Below are 19,242 nucleotides of genomic sequence, written 5' to 3' on the forward strand. Positions count from 1 at the left end.
ATTGTTGCTGTTACCGCTTGGGCCAACTCCACAACGGGCCTTCCAAGGAACCGAGTCCCTTGATCCTGGTCTCGCCCAAATCCTTGTAAAGTTCGTGCTCGTGGGCCGCTCCACTTTTCCGGAGCGCCCTGAGCAGTGCTTCGGAGTGGGTCACAACGATCATCTGGCTGTTGGCACTGGCTTGGACGATGAGTCCAGCCAGTGCCGGCATCAGATCGATGTGGAGGCTCGTCTCGGGTTCGTTAAGGACCATCAATTCCGGTGGGCGCGGAGTGAGCAATGCGGCGGTCAACAGCAGGAACCGCAACGTTCCATCCGAGAGTTCGGCTGCCTTCATGGGCCGCAGCATGCCAGGCTGCCGCAGCTCCGCCAGGAACGCACGGAGTCCCGGACCCGCAGTACTTCTGGAGCCCGGTCCTGGTCCGAAACTTCCGTCAGCATGCTCTGGAACGTGTCCAGCCGACGCGAAAGTTCAGTCCAGTCCCCGTCAGGTCCCCGGAGCTTCGCAAGGCTTCCTTTGCGATCTACCAACAGGGAACCTGGCCTTGCGACCGGCCCGGAAAAGATCTGTTCGCGCTTGATCTCGGGATCCAGGCTAAAAGCCGAAGGGCGGGGCCTGCCTGTTTCCTGGTCGAATCCGGCCCCACTGGACACGGGCATGCCCAAGTCCACGAGGTAACCGAAGTCGTCCCCGGAATACCCCAGTTTCAGGTTGACAGAATCCCGGCGGACCGTGCCTTGGACCGGAACTTCGCCACGCCGCATTGCTTCGCTGATTGACTCAGGGCCGGCCCAGAGTGTGGACGCCAGTCCGCCATCCCTGGCCAAGGATCCCACCACGTTTCCGGAGTCGCCCCCGGCGCATTCAGCCAGGAGGCGCAGCGCGCGGTACAGGGAGGATTTGCCACTGCCGTTGGCACCTGTGACCACGTCCAAGCCATGCAGCTCCACCGCGAGATCGCGAATGGAGCGGTAATTGGCGATCGCAAGGGTCCTGATCACGGCGAAGGGATGCTGGTCATGGGTACAGGAGGGTCACAGGGGAAATTTGCCGGATAGCTCCAAGGCCCCTGCGCACGTCCACGCGGCCAAGCGATCCTCGATGGTTGGGCCGCCGTCGAGTGGGCTCTCAAGCCGTGGCCTGCGCACCCAACATCCCGCTTCTTCGGCGATCAGGGCGCCTGCAGAGAAATCATGCTCGTTCAATCCGCGCTCCCCAAAGGCGTCGTAGGTGCCATCTGCCACCAGGCACAGATCCAAGGCCGCGGAACCCAGCCTCCGAACATCCGCGAAGCCGTTCATCAGTTCGGCGAGGCCTTCCGCTTGATTGGCGCGGGTAGCGGGATCGTAACTGAATCCTGTGGCAAGGATGAGGCCGGTACGTCCGGGAACGGGGCCAGCCAAGCGGGTAGTCTCCCCCGCAACTTCCAACCAGGCGCCCTCGCCCCGGGCCGCCGAATAGACGCGGCCAAGGGCCGGCGCGTGAACTACTCCCGCCAGCCAGACGCCGTCGGCATCTGCTACGGCCACTGACGTGGCGTAATAGACGATGTTGCGGATGAAGTTGGTGGTGCCATCAAGGGGATCAATGGACCAGCGGTAACCCGAGGCTTGCTCGGGCCGCGTTGTACCGTGCTCCTCGCCCGTGATGGTGTCGTTGGGCCGTGCCGCCAGGATTGCTTCGCGGACTGCGTTCTCGGCTGCGACATCGAACTCGGTCACCCAGTCACCGGCATCGCCCTTGTTGGATATTCCCAACCCCACGCCGCCTGTGCCCGCGGCAGATCTCCGGGACAGGACAGCCGCGCCCGCAGCAGCAGCGCGTTTCGCTACGGCGAGCAACTCAATGGCGTCGGTCATTCTGCTTCTGCCTTCACTGTCTCGGCAGCGTCGGTTTCGGTTTCAGCGTCAGCATCGGCGTCGGCCTCGGCCTCGGCTTGGGCGTCGGTCTTTACCGGGCCATTCGCCAACAGCTCGCGGAAACCGTCCTCATCCAATATCGGAACACCGAGCTGCTCGGCTTTATCCAGCTTGGTCCCAGCACTTTCACCAGCCACGAGGTAACTGGTGTTCTTGGACACGGATCCGGAAGCCTTTCCGCCACGGATGATGATGGCTTCCTTGGCCTCGTCCCGGCTGAAGTTGGGCAGCGTTCCCGTGACCACGATAGTGAGGCCCTCAAGGGTTCGCGGCACGCTGGTATCGCGTTCGTCTTCCATCCGCACGCCGGCAGCGGCCCAGCTGTCCACGATCTCGTTGTGCCAGTCCACGGCGAACCATTCCTTCAGGGCCGCCGCGATGGTAGGTCCAACTCCGTCAACATGCGCAAGCTGCTCTTCAGTGGCATTCCGGATCGCGTCCATGCTGCCAAAAGCGGTCGCCAGGGCCCGGGAGGCCGTGGGTCCCACATGGCGAATGGACAATGCCACAAGGACACGCCACAGGGGCTGCTTCTTCGCTTTCTCCAGCTCGGCAAAGAGTTTTTCCGTGGTTGCCGTTGGCTTCGATGGCGACTTGGCCGTCCCCCGTGAGTAGAAGTACGGAACGAGCTCATACTGGCCCGTGCCTACGCCCTTGGACCTCTTCTCCCGGCGGATCATGACATTCGCCAGATCCTCCCGGGTCAAAGAGAACAGGCCAGCTTCGCTCGTCAATGGCGGAGTTTCCGGCTCCGCCGGCTGGGTCAGGGCGATCGCCGCTTCCCAGCCCAGGGCTTCAATGTCGAACGCACCGCGGCCGGCCAGATGGAAAACACGCTCACGCAGCTGGGACGGGCAGGACTTGGCATTGGGGCAACGGATGTCCACGTCGCTTTCTTTTGCCGGTGCCAGCGGGGTGCCGCACGACGGGCACTCGGTGGGCATCACGAATTCGCGCACGGGTGGATCCTGTTGGTCGCGCAGCGCCAGTACAGGTCCAACGATCTCGGGAATCACGTCACCGGCCTTGCGGAGAATCACGATGTCGCCGATCATGACGCCCTTGGCCTTGACCACATCCTGGTTGTGCAGAGTGGCCATTCCCACGGTGGAACCCGCGACCTTCACTGGCTCCATCAGGCCGAACGGCGTGACGCGCCCGGTGCGGCCCACGTTGACGAGGATGTCCAAAAGTTTGGTGTGGACTTCCTCCGGCGGGTACTTGTAGGCGGCGGCCCATCTGGGGACGCGGGAGGTGTAGCCGAGCGCACGTTGGGTGGCGAAGTCGTCAATTTTGACCACGATGCCGTCGATTTCGTGAAGGAGGTCGTGCCGGTGCTCGCCATAATGGGCGATAAATTCCAGGACGCCTTCAAAGGAATCCAGAACTTTGAAGTAGGGGCTGACAGGCAGCCCCCAGTCAGCCAGCAGTTTGTAGGTTTCGGATTGGCTCTTGGCATCCAGGCCTTCCCGGGCGCCGATACCGTGAACGAACATGCTCAGGGGACGCTTTGCTGTTTCTGCCGGGTCCTTCTGGCGGAGCGAGCCCGCAGCCGCATTACGTGGATTGGCGAGCGGGGCTTTGCCTGCGGCAACCAGGGCTTCGTTGAACTCAACGAAGGCCTTGGAGGGAATGAACACTTCCCCACGGATCTCAACTTCCGAGGGAAAACCCGAGCCGCTGAGTTGACGCGGGATCTCCTTGATGGTGAGGACGTTGTGCGTGATGTCCTCACCGGTTGTGCCGTCGCCTCGGGTGGCCGCGCGCACCAATTTTCCGTCCCTGTACAGCAGGTTGACGGCGAGTCCATCGATTTTCAGTTCAGTCAGCCAGGCAATGGGTGGGACGCTGTCCCCGAGCCTGGCCACAGACGCTTCAGCCTTGCGTACCCAGGCTTCGAGCTCCTCGAGGGAAAAGACGTCGTCCAGGCTGTACATCCGCTGCAGATGCGCGACGGCGGTGAAGGCGGCAGAGACTTCGCCACCGACTTCCTGCGTGGGTGAGTCGTTGGAGACAAGTTCCGGGTGCAGCGCTTCGATTTCTTCCAGGCGACGGTAGAGTTCGTCGAACTCGGCGTCGGAAACCGTGGGCGCGTCCTCTTGGTAATAGGCATACCGGTACTTGCGCACGAGGTCCGCAAGTTGCTCATACTCATCCCGCAGGCTCTCCGAAGGGGGTGTTCCCTCTTCTACGACTAAGGCCGCAGCGGCAACCTGGGTTGTGGTGTCGACCGGATCTGGATTCTCTGGTGTGCTCACACGTCTATCTTGCCGCAACCCACGGACATTATTGACCCGTCAGGATGAGAGCCCCATGCCGGCCGATTCCTAGCTGCGGTTCTCCGGCGGCATGGCGATCTGCAGCTTGCGTACCTTTCCACGTCCCACGATGTACCCGCGGCCAGGGATGAAGTCCTTGCTGATCCTGCCCAGCGAGGTGTTCAGGAGGGTATCCCCTTCCACATCTCCAGGGTTGAGCAACAGTCCACGCCTGCCCGATTTGAAAGGCTGGGCCAAGGACCACGCCTGGGACCACGTGGAGGTTTCGGACTCGCCCACCACCCACTGATCGGCCTTGATGGCAGCCGTGACCAACCGTCCCACGCCTGATTCTGCCAACGTGTCCGTGAACTCGGTGAGGCCCTCGATGAAGATGGCCATGCTGCCGGGGTTGTCCGTGGCTTTGTCGATGAGATCATCCACCACGTCCGAGACCTCGTCCGGCCCCACCAAGGACCTGCTCCAGATGTTCAGTGAGGCAACCGCAGAGCGGCGCGAACCGATGTAGATGAGGTCTGTCCGCGGGTTGGACCGCCGCAGCGCGTATGCCAACGTGACCAAGGCAACTGTGCGTCCGGCACCAGGCGGCCCCGCGAGCAAGAGCGAACCCTTGGCAGCGATGGTGGCCGAACCCAAGGTCTCGTCGTCCACACCAATAACAGGATTGTCCGGGGCACCGGTGGGCAGGATATCCAAATCCACTAGTTCCGGAAGTCGCTGGATCTGTGGCGCCTGTTCCAGGCCCTGGCGAACCATGGCCTGGCTGAGTTTGGACACTTCGCGCGCCTGCAGGGCCAGGTTCGAGTTGCCACCCAGCACGGCCAGTTGGACTTCCAGGCCATCGAGCAAACCGCGGCCGGGAGGCGAGGCTGCGCTGAGGACGTCCTTGGGCACATCAAGCGTCATGTAGTCGTCTTCGGAGCTAAGACGCAGGACCAAACGCTTTTGGATCGAGGCAAGGAGCGACGCCGGAACAGAGTTGGTTCGGTCACCGCTCACTACCAGGTGGATGCCCAGGGGACGTCCATCGGTTGCCAACTGGAGGAAGATGTCCCACAGTGCGGACAGGTTGCTGTACTCATAGCCTTCACGGAAGGCGGACATGCCGTCCACCAGGATGAAGATGCGCTTTTCGTCCGGACGGTTTGCGAGTTGCCGGTATTCAACAATGGTGGAGGCCCGGACCTCGGCGAACTGCGTAGCGCGGTCATCGGCCACCTCCTTGAGCCAGCGCAGAAGGCGCCCAACCCGTTCGACGTCGTCGCCGTTGATGACCTCACCCACGTGCGGAAGTCCATCCAGCATCTTCAAACCTGAAGAACCACAGTCGATGCCATACACGTGGACGGGACCACCACGCGGCGTGACAGCGGCCGCGATGGCGATTCCGCGCAGCGCCGCCGACTTGCCCGAACCACCAGTACCGTAGACGGCCATGTTGCCGTCCTTGTCCGGTTCATAGAACACGGTGGGCTGGTCCTGGTGCGCGGGGTCATCGGCCACGCCCAGCAGGAGTCGCTCGTCCGTGCGTGGGTTTGGCAATTTGGAGAAGTCGTAGGTCATGGCGAGTTCGTTCAGCCACGGCTTGCGTGGTGGTTCAATCGCCAGGAAGTCCGCGGCCCGGATGATGTTGCCGGTCATTCTGGCGATGTCGTTGGGGCCCGCAGGTTCCTCCTCCACAGCTGTGGCAGGCGGCGGCTCCCAGGAGGGACCGGATCCGAAGGCCATTTCCACGATGTCGATCCGGGGGCGCTGCGGCTTCTCGGTGGTCCAGCCGCCGGCATATCCGGTCTGGAACCCCTGGATGCGGCCGGGCCCGGTCTTCGCAGCACCGCGGCCTGGAATGGAAGGATCGAAGTAGGCCGCCGTGGGGACGCCAAGAATGTCCACCGCATCCACTTCATCTGCCATGCGCAACGCAACCCGGAGGTTCGTGTTTGCCCGCAGGTTGTCCTTGATGACGCCCGCAGGGCGCTGAGTGGCGAGGATCAGGTGCAACCCCAGGGAACGTCCACGGGCAGCAACGTCCACCACGCCGTCAACGAACTCAGGAACCTCAGTTGCCAGCGCCGCGAATTCGTCCACGATGATGATGAGGTACGGCGGCGCCTCGGGGTCTGCTTCCCGCTGTAGCGCCAGCAGGTCCTTGGCCTTTTTACGGTTCAGGAGGCGTTCACGATAGTGAAGTTCGGCCCGCAATGAGGTGAGGGCCCTGCGTACCAGGTGCGGAGACAAGTCGGTGACGAGCCCCACGGTGTGCGGCAGGTGCAGGCAGTCCGCAAAGGCAGCACCACCCTTGTAGTCCACGAACAGGAAGCTGACGCGGTCCGGGCTGTAGGCCGCTGCCATTCCCATCACCCATGACTGAAGGAACTCTGATTTGCCCGCGCCAGTGGTTCCGCCCACGAGGGCGTGCGGTCCTTCGTTCTTGAGGTCCAGGTAGAACGGTTCAACGCCCTTGGAGCCCACCAAGGCACGCAGGCTTCCGTTGTCCTTGCGGTTGGGCACGGCCGTGGCATGGACTGAATTGTTCTCCTGCCAGCGTTCGGCAACAGCCTGCGGGTTGTCCATCAGTTCCTTGCCGATCAAGGTGGCGTAGGAAACGGCACGCGGGAGGTCCGAATCGTCCTCGAGCGGATTTCCGACGTCTACCAGCGGCGACATCATGCGCGCCAGCTGCGTGGCGAGACCGACGTCGAGGCTTTCGCAGCTCACCGGGTAGGTGTGGCGGCCAAGGCGGACCTGGCCGGTAGTGGTGCCGTGATCGCCGTCGACGGAGAGGAAGTCCCGGCAAGCAGCAGGCAGGGACTGCACATTCGCTGCCACCCACATGACGTGCACCCCGAAGTCCGGGCCGCGTTCCACCAGCCGCGTCAGCCGTCCCCGGTCCACAGGCGCATCGTCCTCAACGACTACCAGGACGGCAGGTACTACGGGGCCGGGAATCTCTTCGTGCTCGTCCTTGAGCGCGGGGCGTGGCTGCGGACCGGGCTCTGTGGCTTGGGCCTCGCGCTGCTCCACGAGGTCTTCCAGGCGCGAGAGCAGCGAGGCACCAGCAGCAGGGCCGGCGGCCAGATGGTCGCCGGAGAGCGGGCTGTGGCCGGAACCAACGTGCGGGAGCCACTGCAACCAGTCCCAGCGCTCACGCGAGCGGGCCGAGGTCAGTGCAGTCAACACCACCTCCGCGGGCGAGTGGAGTCCCACCAACTGAAGCACCATGCCTCGGGCTACATCGTCCACCACGCTGCGGTCCCCTGCCACGCCGAACGAACCCGAAGTGCGCAGCTGGGACACGATCGGCACGCCATCAATGACGCGGACCTGCTGCAGGCATTCCTGGATTTCCCTCATGTACCGGGGTTCAGTTTCGTTGGCGCCGGGTTCTTCGAACTGAATCCGCGACGGCGAAGATCCGAGTCCGAACCGGACACCAAGGAAATGCTGATGCTCAGGACGGTTGGTCCACAGGAGCGGGCCGAGTTTGTAGATGGCATCCACGGTATCGCTGACGGACGGCGCTTCCTGAAGCCGCACGGCCCGTTCAATGTTCTGTTGCCTGTCAATGTCCTCGCGGAACGCCAGCATGGAAGCCTGGAACTGCTTATGGCCTTCCTTCGCCTGGCGCTTGCTCTGCATCTTGTGGTCCACATAGTGGCCAACAATGAACAGCGGCATCATGGCCATGAAAAGCACCGAGAGCAGGTTCTGGGTGAATGCGAAAAGAACGCCACCCATCAGCAGCGGGGCGATCAACATGATGTACGGGAATGGTTGGTGTTCGGGGCGTTTGGGGCCGGCTGGCGGCACGCGCTTGGGAGACTCAAACCTCGGCAGCACACGCGGCGAGCGGTTGAAGTCGACCAGCGGCGATGATGGGCCGCCTCCATGGTTCCGCGACAGTGACACAACTCCCACGGTGGTATCGCCCAGGGTCACCGTATCCGAGGACTCAAGGGTTGCCCGGGTGACCGGCAAACCTTCCATGAGGAGTCCGTTGGCCGAGTTCGTGTCCACGATCTCCACGGTCTCGCCAACTGTGATGCGCGCGTGGCGTTTGGACGTCAGCGGGTCCGAGAGACGGATATCGGCGTCCCTGTCCCGGCCGATGTAGCTGGTGCCGAAAGGCAGTGAAAATTCGCGTCCGACGTCGGGCCCTGACATCACGCGCAGGGTCGCCGCGGCTGGTCCCCGGTTTTGGCCGTTGGTACCGCCGTTGCCGTTCGACGCGAACTGCTCGCTCACCTGCGCGAGCGAAACCTTGGAGCCGGGCCGCAGCCCGGACTCGAGCAGGTTATCCGAGGGCCTGAGAACATGGCCGGAAAGCCCGCCGCCCACGAACGCTTCGTCCACGCTGATGGACAGGTTCGACGGCGGTTCGGTGCCCTTTCGCGCGGGGTCGGCAGCCCAAAGTTCGGTGGCGATGTCCGCCACCGTGGCGCGACCATCCACCGTAACGGCGAGGTCCTTTGCTTCCGCGGGGTCTCGCCGCAAGGTCAAGCGGAACTTCATGCTTCGTCTGCTCCAGTCATGGTTTCCAGAAGGTACAGGTCCGCGGCTGTCACCAGGTGTGAGGTCACGGCGTGCTCCACCAGGCGGGCGCGACGGTTGGTGGCGAGTTTGCCGGCGCCGCCACGCAAGCCCACGACGCCCACGCGGTCCAATTTGTCGCAGACGTTATCCAGCTTGCGATTGAAGCGGGTCAGGGCCCAACCAAGCCTCTTGGCCGCCTCCGCCGAGGACGGAATAGCGCTGAAGCCGGTGCCATCCCGGCGCAGCATGGGCTCGGCGAGGGCGACGATCAGTGCTTTCTGCGAGTCGGTAAAGACCACCGGCCCGATGGTGGTGTCCCCCGCTTGGTCCTCGTCCCTGGCTTCATGCCGGAAGGAGGGCGTCTTCAAATGCACAGCGAACTCATAAGTGGTGGGCCCGGCGGTGAAGATGACATTGGTGTGGCTGAAAACGAGCGGAATCCGGGCGCCGGGGGCCAGCCAAGCCTGCATGCCGCCCGATCCGTCCGCGACGGTTGCAGAGAGCATGCTGCCTACGTTGCTCAGCCACCACATGCCGTCATAGCGTGCAATCTGCAAAAAGCGCCGGTGGAGGTACGGGTTGTCGTCGACTTCCAAGTCTCCTTCCCGACCGATGTCAAAGACGTCTTCGTCGGATGGTTCGTACCATTCCCCACAGAAATCTATTGCTAGATCCCCCATGATCTGTGCCTCCTCAGTCGGCGGTAAGTATGTGTCAGGTGACTGCTGCTAATCCACGCAGGCAATGGATCCCTGTCCGCCCGACGAGGCACTGCCGTCAGCACGGACTATCAGTACCTGGATGCAGAGAGGCGATTCCGTCCCATAGGCCAGCGCCCGGGGTTCCACTTCGGAGTTGCTGAATTCACCGTCGAGGACGGCTGTCTTGTATCGCCATTTGTACGTGTCGCCCTTCTTGGGCTGCGGGTTCTTCCACTCGAAGTCTGCGAAGTCGGGCTTGTCCGCCCTGCGCTTGCCGACCAAGCCTTCCACGTCGGGAACCCCGCCGTCGCCCAAGGCGTCGACGGCTGACTTGCTCGACGTCTCCGTGGGGAGCACTTTCGGCTGCGCCTGGGCACCCAAGACCACGCCAACCGCAACGGCGACCACCAAAACCGTGGCACCAGTCGCCGCCAGCCAGAGATTGCGCTTGCCATGATCCACGGCGGCCGCATCGTCTTGGGACGCCGGCGATGCGCCGGCAAATGCCTTGGAGCGCCGGACCGTTGCGCCTGCGTCGTCCTGTGGACGCGAAGGCTGCCAACCGCGCAGTACCGTCGACTCCGCCACGTCCGGTTGCCCGACCTGCCGGTAATCCCTGACTGGCACTTGGAACTGCGGCGGGGTTTGCTGGGCCGGGTTTGACTGGGCCGGGTTTGACTGGGCCGGACTTGGCTGCGTGGGACGGATCTGGCCCGGCTGGACCGTTTGCGGCGGGCCGGCAGGCTGTGCAGGAGCCTGGGTGGCGCCGGGAACAGTGGAAGGGAAGGTCCGCGCCGGGAACGTGGGAGCCGATCCAGTGGTCGCAGTTCCCGAAGCGTCCGGATCGATCGAGGCGATGCTGCGGACGCGCGTTTCCTCGAAGTTGTCGTCAGGGTGCTGTTCGTCTCCGTGACCCGGTTCTTCGAGCACCTCGAAGGGCGTCACGGACAGGTTCAGCTCGGTCTGGATCCGCTGCAACGCCAAGGCAAAAGCGTGGGCCGACGAGTAGCGGGATTCCGGAGACTTCGCCATGGACGTGGACAGGACGAGTTCCAGGGACTCCGGAACGTCGGCACGGCCGAGCCTGGGCAGGGGCGAGTTGGTGATGCGGGAGATCAGTTCCCGCTGCGAGTTGTCCTGGCCCGGAAGAACAAAGGGTGAACGACCCGCAAGGAGCGTGTACAGCGTGGCACCGAGCGCCCAAATGTCCACCGGAACGCCATCAACTGCTCCGCCGCGGAATTGCTCCGGCGGTGACCAGGGGATGGACATTCCGGCGTCGTCCTCGGTATCGGCCCCAATGGTCCCGGAAATGCCAAAGTCAGTGAGGGCGGGACGGTTGTAGTCGGTGACCAGGATGTTGGCGGGCTTGATATCCCGATGCACGATGCCGGCCCTGTGTGCGGTCTCGACGGCGGATGCCACCTGGATGCCGACGGCCAGGACCTCATCCACGCTGAAGCGCTGGCGGCGGTAGCGGACATCGAGGCTGGGCCGGGAGCAGTACTCCATGGCCAGGTAGGAATGGCCGCTCTCCGTGATTTCCGCCTCGAAAATCGTCACGATATACGGGTGCGAGGACAACTGCGCCATCAGGTTCGCTTCGGACTCGAAACGACGGCGTGCGCCCTCGGTTTTCAAGTCGGACAGCAGCACCTTGACGGCTACTTTACGGCGCGGCCTGTCCTGCTCGTACAGGTACACGTCAGAGAAGCCACCGGAGCCCAGGAGGCTGATGTACTTGAATCCGGGAATGGGCGGAGGCGGCGCGGGGGGCCTCTTGGAACTCAAAGAATCTCCTCGAAACGCAATGAAATGTCGTCGCCCAATTCAGCGATGTCGCCGTCCAAAAGGATGGCCATCTCGTTTTGGGCGAGCCGGCGGGGTGCTTGGCCTTCTCGAATGAGCACGGTTCCGTTCGTGGCTTTGAGGTCGCACAACATGACGTGCCAACCCTCCAACCGAACCTCTACGTGTGAGCGGGAAATGTCCCCTCCGGCGCTCTCTACCTGGACCAGGCGCGGCATGGTGCCACCTTGGACACGGGACACCGACGGCTGCCTCCCAATGATAAGTGACTGGTCCAAATCGATCACTTCACCGGTGGATAACCGCATCCTGCCCAGGCGGGGCCGCGGGACCTGGAGCGAATCACCGGAGAGTGCGAAACCACACGTGGCACATTGGGAGTACGTCGGCGGGTTGGCATGACCTTGGGAGCACACCCGTGCTAAAACGCTGGGACCGTTGCTGGCGGGGGCATCCTTCGGTGCAACCCCGGGCTCAACGCCTTGTGCGTCCTGGCTGGCGATGCTGCTCTTCATGATCGTCTGCCCGTCATGATCAGCGTCGTCCTCCGCGGGGACACTATCCAGGTGCGGACTGTTCGTTGGCATGGTGGGTGGAAGCGCGGGCATCGACGCCAAACCCGCCGGGGCCGACTCCCATCCCGCCGGAACCTGAGGCGCAGGCCGGTTGCCATTCGCTGAAGCGGGAGGGGATTGTGGCTGAGCTATCGATTCGGACTGTCCCTCAGAGGCGGGCACTGCGCCAGGGCTGCGCAGCCAGGGAACGGACTCGATCAGTGCAGGCACATGCCCGACGCCGGACCCGCCGTCCGCGGCCTTGTCACTGCCCGCTTCGGCCGATTCACGGGCGGAACTTGGTGCCGAAGCTGTCGTGGGTGTTTCTGGTGCCCGAGCTTCTGATGCCGGAGTTTGTGGCGCAGGGGTTTGGGCCGCCGGAGCATCGTGATCGTCAGATTCGTCGTCCACGCGCACAGCTGCGTCTTCGATGTTGCGCATCACCGTCTTGTCCCACAGGTGGTCATAGTTGGTGGTGGTCTCCAGCGAAGGAACCATGGGATCCGTGGTGCTGGTGTGGACGGGAACGCCCGAGGATTCTTCAGCGCTTTCGGGGTGTTCAGCGATTTCGGGGTGTTCAGCGCTTTCCGGCTGTTCGGGACTCTCCGGCTGCACATGACCTTCGGACTGTTCCGGCTGCACATGATCTTCCGGCTGCCCATGATCTTCTGAATGTCCGGGCGCGATGGTCAGACCCAGGTCCGCATCGGCGTAGCCAATCATGGTTTCATCGGAAACCACGGCCGGCGCCGGAACGTTCACAGTACCGGGTTGGAGCACTACGTCGAGGGAGGCAAGCAGAACCACGCCCTCCCCCAGCGGCAAGCTGCCGTCCGGCGTCGAGGCTTTACCAGGTTTTGCCGGGATACCCAGGTTTGCCGGGACGGAGGGGGAACGGGCTTCCGAGCCTATCCGCAGGCTGTACGAATCAGCCGCGGTGAGCCGGCGCTCCGTCCAGGTAGTCACGTCGCGTCCGGAGAGCACCTCTTCCCCGGCGGACATTTTCACAACGAGTTCAAGGTCGCCGCGAAGGAACACGCGCAGGGCGTCCTTGGAGTCGATGATGCCAAAGGGTGGAATGCGGCTAAGGGAAACCCCGAAAGCCTCGGTCACTTCGTGGAGGACCTCATGGGCTTCGGGCGCCGACGCGAGAAGTTCCCACACGGAATCGATCAGTGCAGGCGAGGTGTCGGGGCCGAGCAGCACCACAGTGCCCTGACGGACGACGCCGAACCAGTCACCCCGCTGGTATCGGGCGTGGGATGGGTTGTTATTGCTTTCCATCTACGCCCTCCTCCTGATCCGTTCCGGTGACCCAGGCCCTGGGGAGTGTGTCCTCCTCCACCTCGGATTCGGTCTCCGGGCGCGGCGCGGTGGTGGCGATGCCGGCGTCGTTAAGGACGTTCTTGGCGTCAACCACAATCACCGTAACGTTGTCCCGTCCGCCGCTGCGCAAGGCAGCCTGGATCAAAGCATCCACTGCGTCCTGCGGATGGGCCACGGTGCTGAGGATGCGGAAGAGATGGTCATCCCCCAGTTCGCCGTTCAGCCCATCGGAGCAGACCATGATCCGGTCCCCCTCCTGAATGGGCAGCAACCAGAAGTCCGCCTCCGTTTCGTCGCCAGTGCCCAAAGCGCGGGTGACCACATGCCTGCGCGGGTGAACAGCGGCTTGCTCCGCGGTGATGTCACCGGAGTCCACCAGCTCCTGAACCTCTGAATGGTCCACACTGATCTGGGCGAAATGACCCTGGCTGAGGCGATACGTCCGGGAATCCCCAATGTTCATGACCAGCCAATAGGGCACGCCCATTTGTTCCACCACCACGACGCCGGAGAGCGTGGTGCCCGCGCGCGCTCCCGTGGCTTCGCGGATGCTGGCATCGGCCTTCAACAGGCACTCCTGCAGGTCCGCTGCCGACGCCGAACGGACCCCTGCCGCGAGGACAGGGGAACTGCCCAGGGTCCGCACACACACGCCACTGGCGATCTCGCCTGCCTCATGGCCCCCCATGCCATCGGCCACCGCGAAGACGGGATCCGAGGCTATGAAGGAGTCCTCGTTCAGCTCGCGACGGAGTCCGCGGTCCGTGCCGTATCCGTAGCTGAGTTGAAAGGCGGATCCAGCGGCGTTGGCATCCGCATCGGCGGGGCTGGCCGGCTGTGAGTTCATGCTTGTCCTAGGTGGAAGGAACGGTCCCCGAAGTGAACGGTGGAACCGGGTCTGACGAAAACTGCTTCCCCCGCATGAAGCCGGGTCTGGAGGCCATCGGGCGTAGTGACAGCGCTGCCATTGGTTGAGTTGCGGTCTGTAACCCACACACCATCGCCATCAACCCGGAGGTGCAAGTGGGTCTTGGAGATGGACCTTCCGGGATCCGCAACGGCCAGCAACTGCTCGGCAGCTTCGCCCGGCTGGGGTGCGGGATTGCGGCCAACCAAGACGGTTCCACCCAGTTCGACGTCCTGGCCGTCGTCAACACGGATGCGGAGCACGGCCTCCGCCCGGGCAGTTCCGGGCCGCATCTGCGTCCTCTCGACGTCGTCGTCCGGGTGCGAAGGGGCAACGGGAGCTGGCTGGGGAACCGGCTGCGGGGCCGCAGGAGGACGCCACTGGTTGGGGTTGTGGGAAGGCTGCGCTGTGGGCATTGGGGCTGGAACCGGGGTTGCCGTTGCTGCTGGCCCGGGCTTTGCTGTTGCCCTGGACATTGCTGTTGCCCCGGACATTGACGGCATGGGTGACACCACTGGCTGCACGGGCGGCAGCTCCACGGGCGCGAAGCTGTAGGGCCCCTGGATTCCTCCGGTGGCAACCGGGTTGCGGCCCGCGTGGACGTCGAAGACCAAGGACTTCGCTGCTTTGTCATGCCAGCCACGTAGCTTGCCGTTCCTGTCCCAGGCATTGGAAACAACCACCAGGACGGCCCAAACCACTCCAAGGACCATGAGCGGGAGGGCGATCCACAGGACCAATCCAAGGAGGCCAAGGCCCAACAGCACAGCACCCAGGATTGCACCCAGCAGAAGGAGCCCGCCGGTGAGAATGCCACGGACAAAAACCACACCGCCGCCCGGAGCGTAGCCGTCGGCATCGGAGCTGCGAATGCCCATCAGTTGATTACCGATGGTGTTTCCGGACCGGGCTTCGATTCCCAGAAGTACAAATACGTACAGGACTGTGACACCGAGGCCGATGCTCCCCAAGAGGACCAGCAGGGAGGTGTCGTAAACGATAAAGCCATTCCGCCGGCTTTGCGTGATGCCCGCAATGCCAAGTGCGAACGTGGTTGCCAGGACGGCAACAGGTCCCAACCAGTCCAGCACTGCCGCACCCAGGCGTTTTCCTGCAGATGCCGGTACCAGCTCGAGCTGTGTAGTCATTGTGGTCCCTCCCCCTGGCCCCGGATGTACGTTTGCAGCTGCTTCACGTCCCGGCTGCATCGGTGCTGTTGACGCCGGCACTACCGAGATACTACCGGGATCGGGCAGGCCTTGCCGGGTTGCGAAGTCAAGGGCGGCAGCCTGGGCACGGTTGACGTTGCGTTCCTTCCGGGCTCCACGATTGGTCAGCGGCGATCCGCAATGAGTACAAAAAGCTGCGCCGGGGCGGACCGGGTGCTTGCAGGCCGGGCACAGCTCAGCTTCACTACTCATCAATGCTGCCCTTCTTCTTGAACAGGTTGCCCACGGTGAACATGCCACGCTTCGTGGGGGCCGGGGGCGTCTGTTCCCGCCGGCGCAGCGCAGCCCTGCCATCGGAAAGCAACGACCTCGGCGAGAACCGGGCCTGCTGCCGCTTCCAGAAACCAACGCTTCCGGTGATGTCCTCAAGCGAGGAATCCACGATCTCCCAGTACTCCTTGACTTCTTCCTCGCTGGGTTGCCCCGCCCCGAAAACCGCGGCGTCAGCCCTATGGGCCAACATCGTGGTGGTGGTTCCCGTCACCGGGAAGGCATCCGCGATGACAGTAGCCGATTCCCTCCGCGTGGACTTGGTGTCGATCGAGGCGCCCATGTCAGTGGCAAGGCTCAACACCTCGTTCCACCCACCGCCGACCCGCTGGGCGGGGTGGCCATCACGAAAACGTGCCTTCCGACGTCGTGATTTCAGCAGAAGTATCAGCAGCAGCGGCACGGCGAGAACTCCCAGCGGAATCATTGCCACGCCGATCGCGGCAAGCAGCGGCCCCCAGAACAGCCACGGGTTGTTTTTCTTCTCGTCAGCATCCAAGGCATCCGGGGTAGAGTCCGGCGGGAGGTCCGCCGGCTCCTGCGGCGGGGGCGGCGGCTGCAGCACCTGCGGCTTGGGCTTGGATTTGTTCTCCGGGTCCGGCGGGATAGGCACGTTGTCCTTGGGCGGGGTGGGATCGAAGGATACCCAGCCGACGCGGTCGAAGGCCACTTCCACCCAGGCGTGCACGTCCTTGCCCATGATCTTGACGTCCCCCGCACCGTTTTCCGGGCTCTTGGGATCCGGATAGAACCCCATGACAACGCGCGAAGGGATACCGAGGTGACGCAGCATGAGTGACATCGCCACGGCGTATTGTTCGTCATCGCCCAGCATTTGCTTGGCGGAGAGCAGGCTGCGAACACGTGCCGCACTGTGACCAGGCAAGCTAGGGAGCTGGCCGTCAGCCACCAGGCCGTTGCTGAACGCCCCGCTCTTCTGGAAATGGGCTTCGATCTGTCGCACCCGGTCGATTGCCGTGGGAGCGTCAGCCGATAGCTCGTTTGCCTGTGAGGCGACGATCGGCGGTACTTCCTGGGCTTCGGGCAACGTGAGCTTGGCGAAGTCGTACTGCGTCAGCTGGCCATGTTCAAGAGTTCCCGGATCAGAAACCTGAACTGTGTAGTTGTCGCCCTTTGCCAGGCCCTTGGTGGTCACCGCAGTATCGGTGCCGGCGTTGAAGTACAGTCCCGACGCCGCTCCGGAGCCCTGCAGGAAGCTCATACCTGTGGTGTGGCGGCCTCCGGGGACAAAATATCCCTGGTAGTCCTCGATGCTGATTTGCAGCGTGTAATTGGTTCCGGCTACAGGGCTTCCCGTGTCGGCCAGCGTGTTCAGCGAACGGGCATCTCCCACCTTGCTGAAGTTCCCGGAACTGTTGGGATCCATGGTGTAGTTCAGGCCGTTAAAGGCATCCAGTGCCGCCAGTCGCACGCGTGCATCCTTGGGTAGACCCTTCACAGTAAACAGCGTCTGGTCCTTCTCGTCCTTCACGAAATTCCGGAAGCTCGCAAGCGGCGTGATGTAGTCGCGGGGGTCGAACGGCGGAACGATCGTGTTGCGCAGTACCTTCCGGTCGTCGCTGGCAGTCACCAAAGGCGAAGCGACTGCGGTGATTCCGACGGCGGCGACCACCACGGCAGCAGCAGTCCCCAGGCGGCGAAGCTTCCCGCGGCGGGCCGCACCGGCGTCGGACTCAGCCCTGTTGGCCGAAACCGTCTTGGTGCTGCTCTGCCGGAGTGCGTCACGGCGAAATGTTGCCCAGACGATCGAGACAATGGTCAACGAAACTCCGCGCTCCACATTAAGGAAGCCCGCGCTGGTACTGAAGGCGATGCCGGTGACGAAAAGGACCAGAACCGGCAACAGCGGCCAATACGGACTCTTCAGGCGCCAGGTCAACAAACCCGCAGCCAGCGCAGTGATCATTGAACTGAGGAACGGCACAATGAGCATGCCGTTGGCCGTGCCTACGGGCACGCCGACCGTGAGCATGTCCTTCCACGCAAAGACGATGCCCAGGAGCAAGGTTCGCAACGAATCCAGGCTCGGCAGGATCCCGAGGACGGCTGAGTCCGGCACGGCCAACGCCGAACCGAGCAGCATGTACGCACCGAAACCCAGTGCGGTGGTGATCAGCAGTCCCAATCGGAGATGCGCGTTCAGGATCGCGATACCGAGCCCCAGGAAAATGCCGCCCAGGCCGGCGATGATGTAACGCGGGTCGCCACCGAAGCTCAGGCTGAAGCCAAGCACGCCCAGGAACAGCAGGACCACCAGGGCGCCGCAGTCCACGGCAAAATGCCACAGGGGTCGGCCGTCGGCGAATAGTGAGCCTGCGCTGGCACGCCTGGCTCCTCTGGTATCCCTGCGGCTGGCGCCGCTGTTCGTCTGCCTGCGGCGCGCTCGAGGATTTGGTGCGGTGCTCATGCTGCCGCCTTTCTCAGCACGATGGCCAGGTCATCGAGGTCGCCAACGGTGAGGACCGTCAGGTCTGCAATGTTGGCCCTCGACGGCGCCGCTCCGGGTTGGACGCGGACGGCCAGGCTGCGAACGCCCGGCGGAACGGACGCGGCCGCGGTGCGTAGCTGCGTTGCCGTGACGTGGCTCCCGACCACGAAGAACACCACCGATGCGTTGGGAACGGTGTCCGAAAGGTTCCGGGCGAGGTCGACGGCGGTCTTCCGCAGGGGTGCCCCCACAATCCTGGTCATGTCGTCCAGCATGTTGCGGCCGGTTTCACAGCGGAGCGGTCCCTTCTGGGTCAGGACGTCCAGCTCACGCTGCTCCCGGATGGCCTGCCGGCCGATGGACGCGGCAACGGAAATGGCCATTTCGAATTCGGGTTCGGAATCGTATTCGTCAGTGTTGATGGAGAGCGAGATAGCCAGGTGCGCGCGGCGCGTTTCCTCGAACTGGCGAACCATGAGTTTGTTGGTGCGGGCCGTGGTCTTCCAGTGAATGTGACGGCGGTCGTCCCCGGGAACGTAGTCACGCAAGGCGTGAAAGGACACATCGGCGCTGGAAAGTTCCGTGGTGGGCATGCCTTCAAGGTCGCGGATGAAGCCGGCAGCCGAGCCTCCCAACGGTACGGTGCGCGGGTGGACGAAAAGGTCCACTGGCTCAGTCCAGAGCACGCGCCGCCGCAGTAGATGGAGCGGATCAGCACGCACGGATCGTGCGGGACCGACAACAATCACAGCACGCCGTGCCGTCGGAATGGTGAAAAGGTCCTCATGTACCTGGGCCGGCTTCATGCGCGGCAAGTGGAAGACGGCGGTCGCGGCGCCCACCGGCAATTCCAACGCGGCGGGCAACAGCGGCCTGGCCGAAACGTTGGACACGGCGATGCTGCCCACTGCGTCGTCCCCCACCGCCACACGGGTGCGGGCCAGATCCAGGACCACGCCGTAGGCCGAGCGGCCCACGATGAAGCCCACCGCCAACACAAACAGCAGGAAAGCAACCATCGCGGCAGACTTCGCCTCTTGCCAACCCCAGGCCTGCCCGGCGATCCACAACCCAATAGCCGCAGCAAGGACCACCCATCCGAGCACACTCACCACGGAAAGGACAGGCCAGGCGAAGCGAAGCCACAGCTCCCGCACCTTGGCCCACGCCGGTGCGACAAACTCACCTGCTGTTCCCACTGCTTCAGCCCATACGGCCGAGGGATGGAGTTTGCCGGGCCTCTGGATGCCGGGTTTCTGGATGCCGGG

Annotated in this window: 10 protein-coding genes and 1 pseudogene; all 11 read right to left on the reverse strand. The window is 63.5% G+C overall.

Going from position 1 to position 19,242, the window contains the following annotated elements; all coding sequences use genetic code 11:
• Positions 1 to 10 precede the first annotated feature (10 nt).
• The 11 genes and pseudogenes from AC1DD7_RS02875 to AC1DD7_RS02925 all read right to left on the reverse strand — a co-directional run bounded on the left by AC1DD7_RS02875 (position 11) and on the right by AC1DD7_RS02925 (position 19,236).
• A pseudogene (locus AC1DD7_RS02875) lies at positions 11 to 1,002 on the reverse strand (AAA family ATPase).
• A gap of 33 nt (positions 1,003 to 1,035) precedes the next feature.
• Positions 1,036 to 1,860 (reverse strand): inositol monophosphatase family protein, encoded by an 825-nt coding sequence (locus tag AC1DD7_RS02880; RefSeq protein WP_477513718.1) that lies wholly within the window; start codon positions 1,858 to 1,860, stop codon positions 1,036 to 1,038.
• Positions 1,857 to 4,178: an NAD-dependent DNA ligase LigA gene (ligA, locus tag AC1DD7_RS02885; RefSeq protein ID WP_477513719.1), complete on the reverse strand. Its 2,322-nt coding sequence runs from the start codon at positions 4,176 to 4,178 to the stop codon at positions 1,857 to 1,859. The genes AC1DD7_RS02880 and ligA overlap by 4 nt, the downstream gene beginning before the upstream one ends.
• A 69-nt stretch (positions 4,179 to 4,247) precedes the next feature.
• Positions 4,248 to 8,708, reverse strand: a complete 4,461-nt coding sequence (locus AC1DD7_RS02890; protein WP_477513720.1) for an FtsK/SpoIIIE domain-containing protein — start codon at positions 8,706 to 8,708, stop codon at positions 4,248 to 4,250.
• Positions 8,705 to 9,409, reverse strand: a complete 705-nt coding sequence (locus AC1DD7_RS02895) for a hypothetical protein (protein ID WP_431119257.1) — start codon at positions 9,407 to 9,409, stop codon at positions 8,705 to 8,707. Before AC1DD7_RS02895 ends, AC1DD7_RS02890 begins: the two co-directional genes overlap by 4 nt.
• A gap of 48 nt (positions 9,410 to 9,457) precedes the next feature.
• Positions 9,458 to 11,221: a serine/threonine protein kinase gene (locus AC1DD7_RS02900; RefSeq protein ID WP_477513721.1), complete on the reverse strand. Its 1,764-nt coding sequence runs from the start codon at positions 11,219 to 11,221 to the stop codon at positions 9,458 to 9,460.
• Positions 11,218 to 13,077 (reverse strand): FHA domain-containing protein, encoded by a 1,860-nt coding sequence (locus AC1DD7_RS02905; protein ID WP_477513722.1) that lies wholly within the window; start codon positions 13,075 to 13,077, stop codon positions 11,218 to 11,220. Before AC1DD7_RS02905 ends, AC1DD7_RS02900 begins: the two co-directional genes overlap by 4 nt.
• On the reverse strand, positions 13,064 to 13,966 hold the full coding sequence (locus tag AC1DD7_RS02910) for a PP2C family protein-serine/threonine phosphatase (protein WP_477513723.1): 903 nt from the start codon (positions 13,964 to 13,966) through the stop codon (positions 13,064 to 13,066). Before AC1DD7_RS02910 ends, AC1DD7_RS02905 begins: the two co-directional genes overlap by 14 nt.
• Entirely contained in the window at positions 13,963 to 15,447 is a 1,485-nt protein-coding gene (locus AC1DD7_RS02915) for an RDD family protein (RefSeq protein ID WP_477513724.1), read from the reverse strand. Before AC1DD7_RS02915 ends, AC1DD7_RS02910 begins: the two co-directional genes overlap by 4 nt.
• A complete protein-coding gene (locus AC1DD7_RS02920; RefSeq protein ID WP_477513725.1) occupies positions 15,440 to 17,953 on the reverse strand; it encodes a transglutaminase TgpA family protein in 2,514 nt (837 codons plus the stop codon). The genes AC1DD7_RS02915 and AC1DD7_RS02920 overlap by 8 nt, the downstream gene beginning before the upstream one ends.
• A complete protein-coding gene (locus tag AC1DD7_RS02925; RefSeq protein ID WP_477513785.1) occupies positions 17,950 to 19,236 on the reverse strand; it encodes a DUF58 domain-containing protein in 1,287 nt (428 codons plus the stop codon). The genes AC1DD7_RS02920 and AC1DD7_RS02925 overlap by 4 nt, the downstream gene beginning before the upstream one ends.
• Positions 19,237 to 19,242: the final 6 nt, after the last annotated feature.

It is taken from the genome of Paenarthrobacter sp. 10L412 (assembly GCF_056395565.1).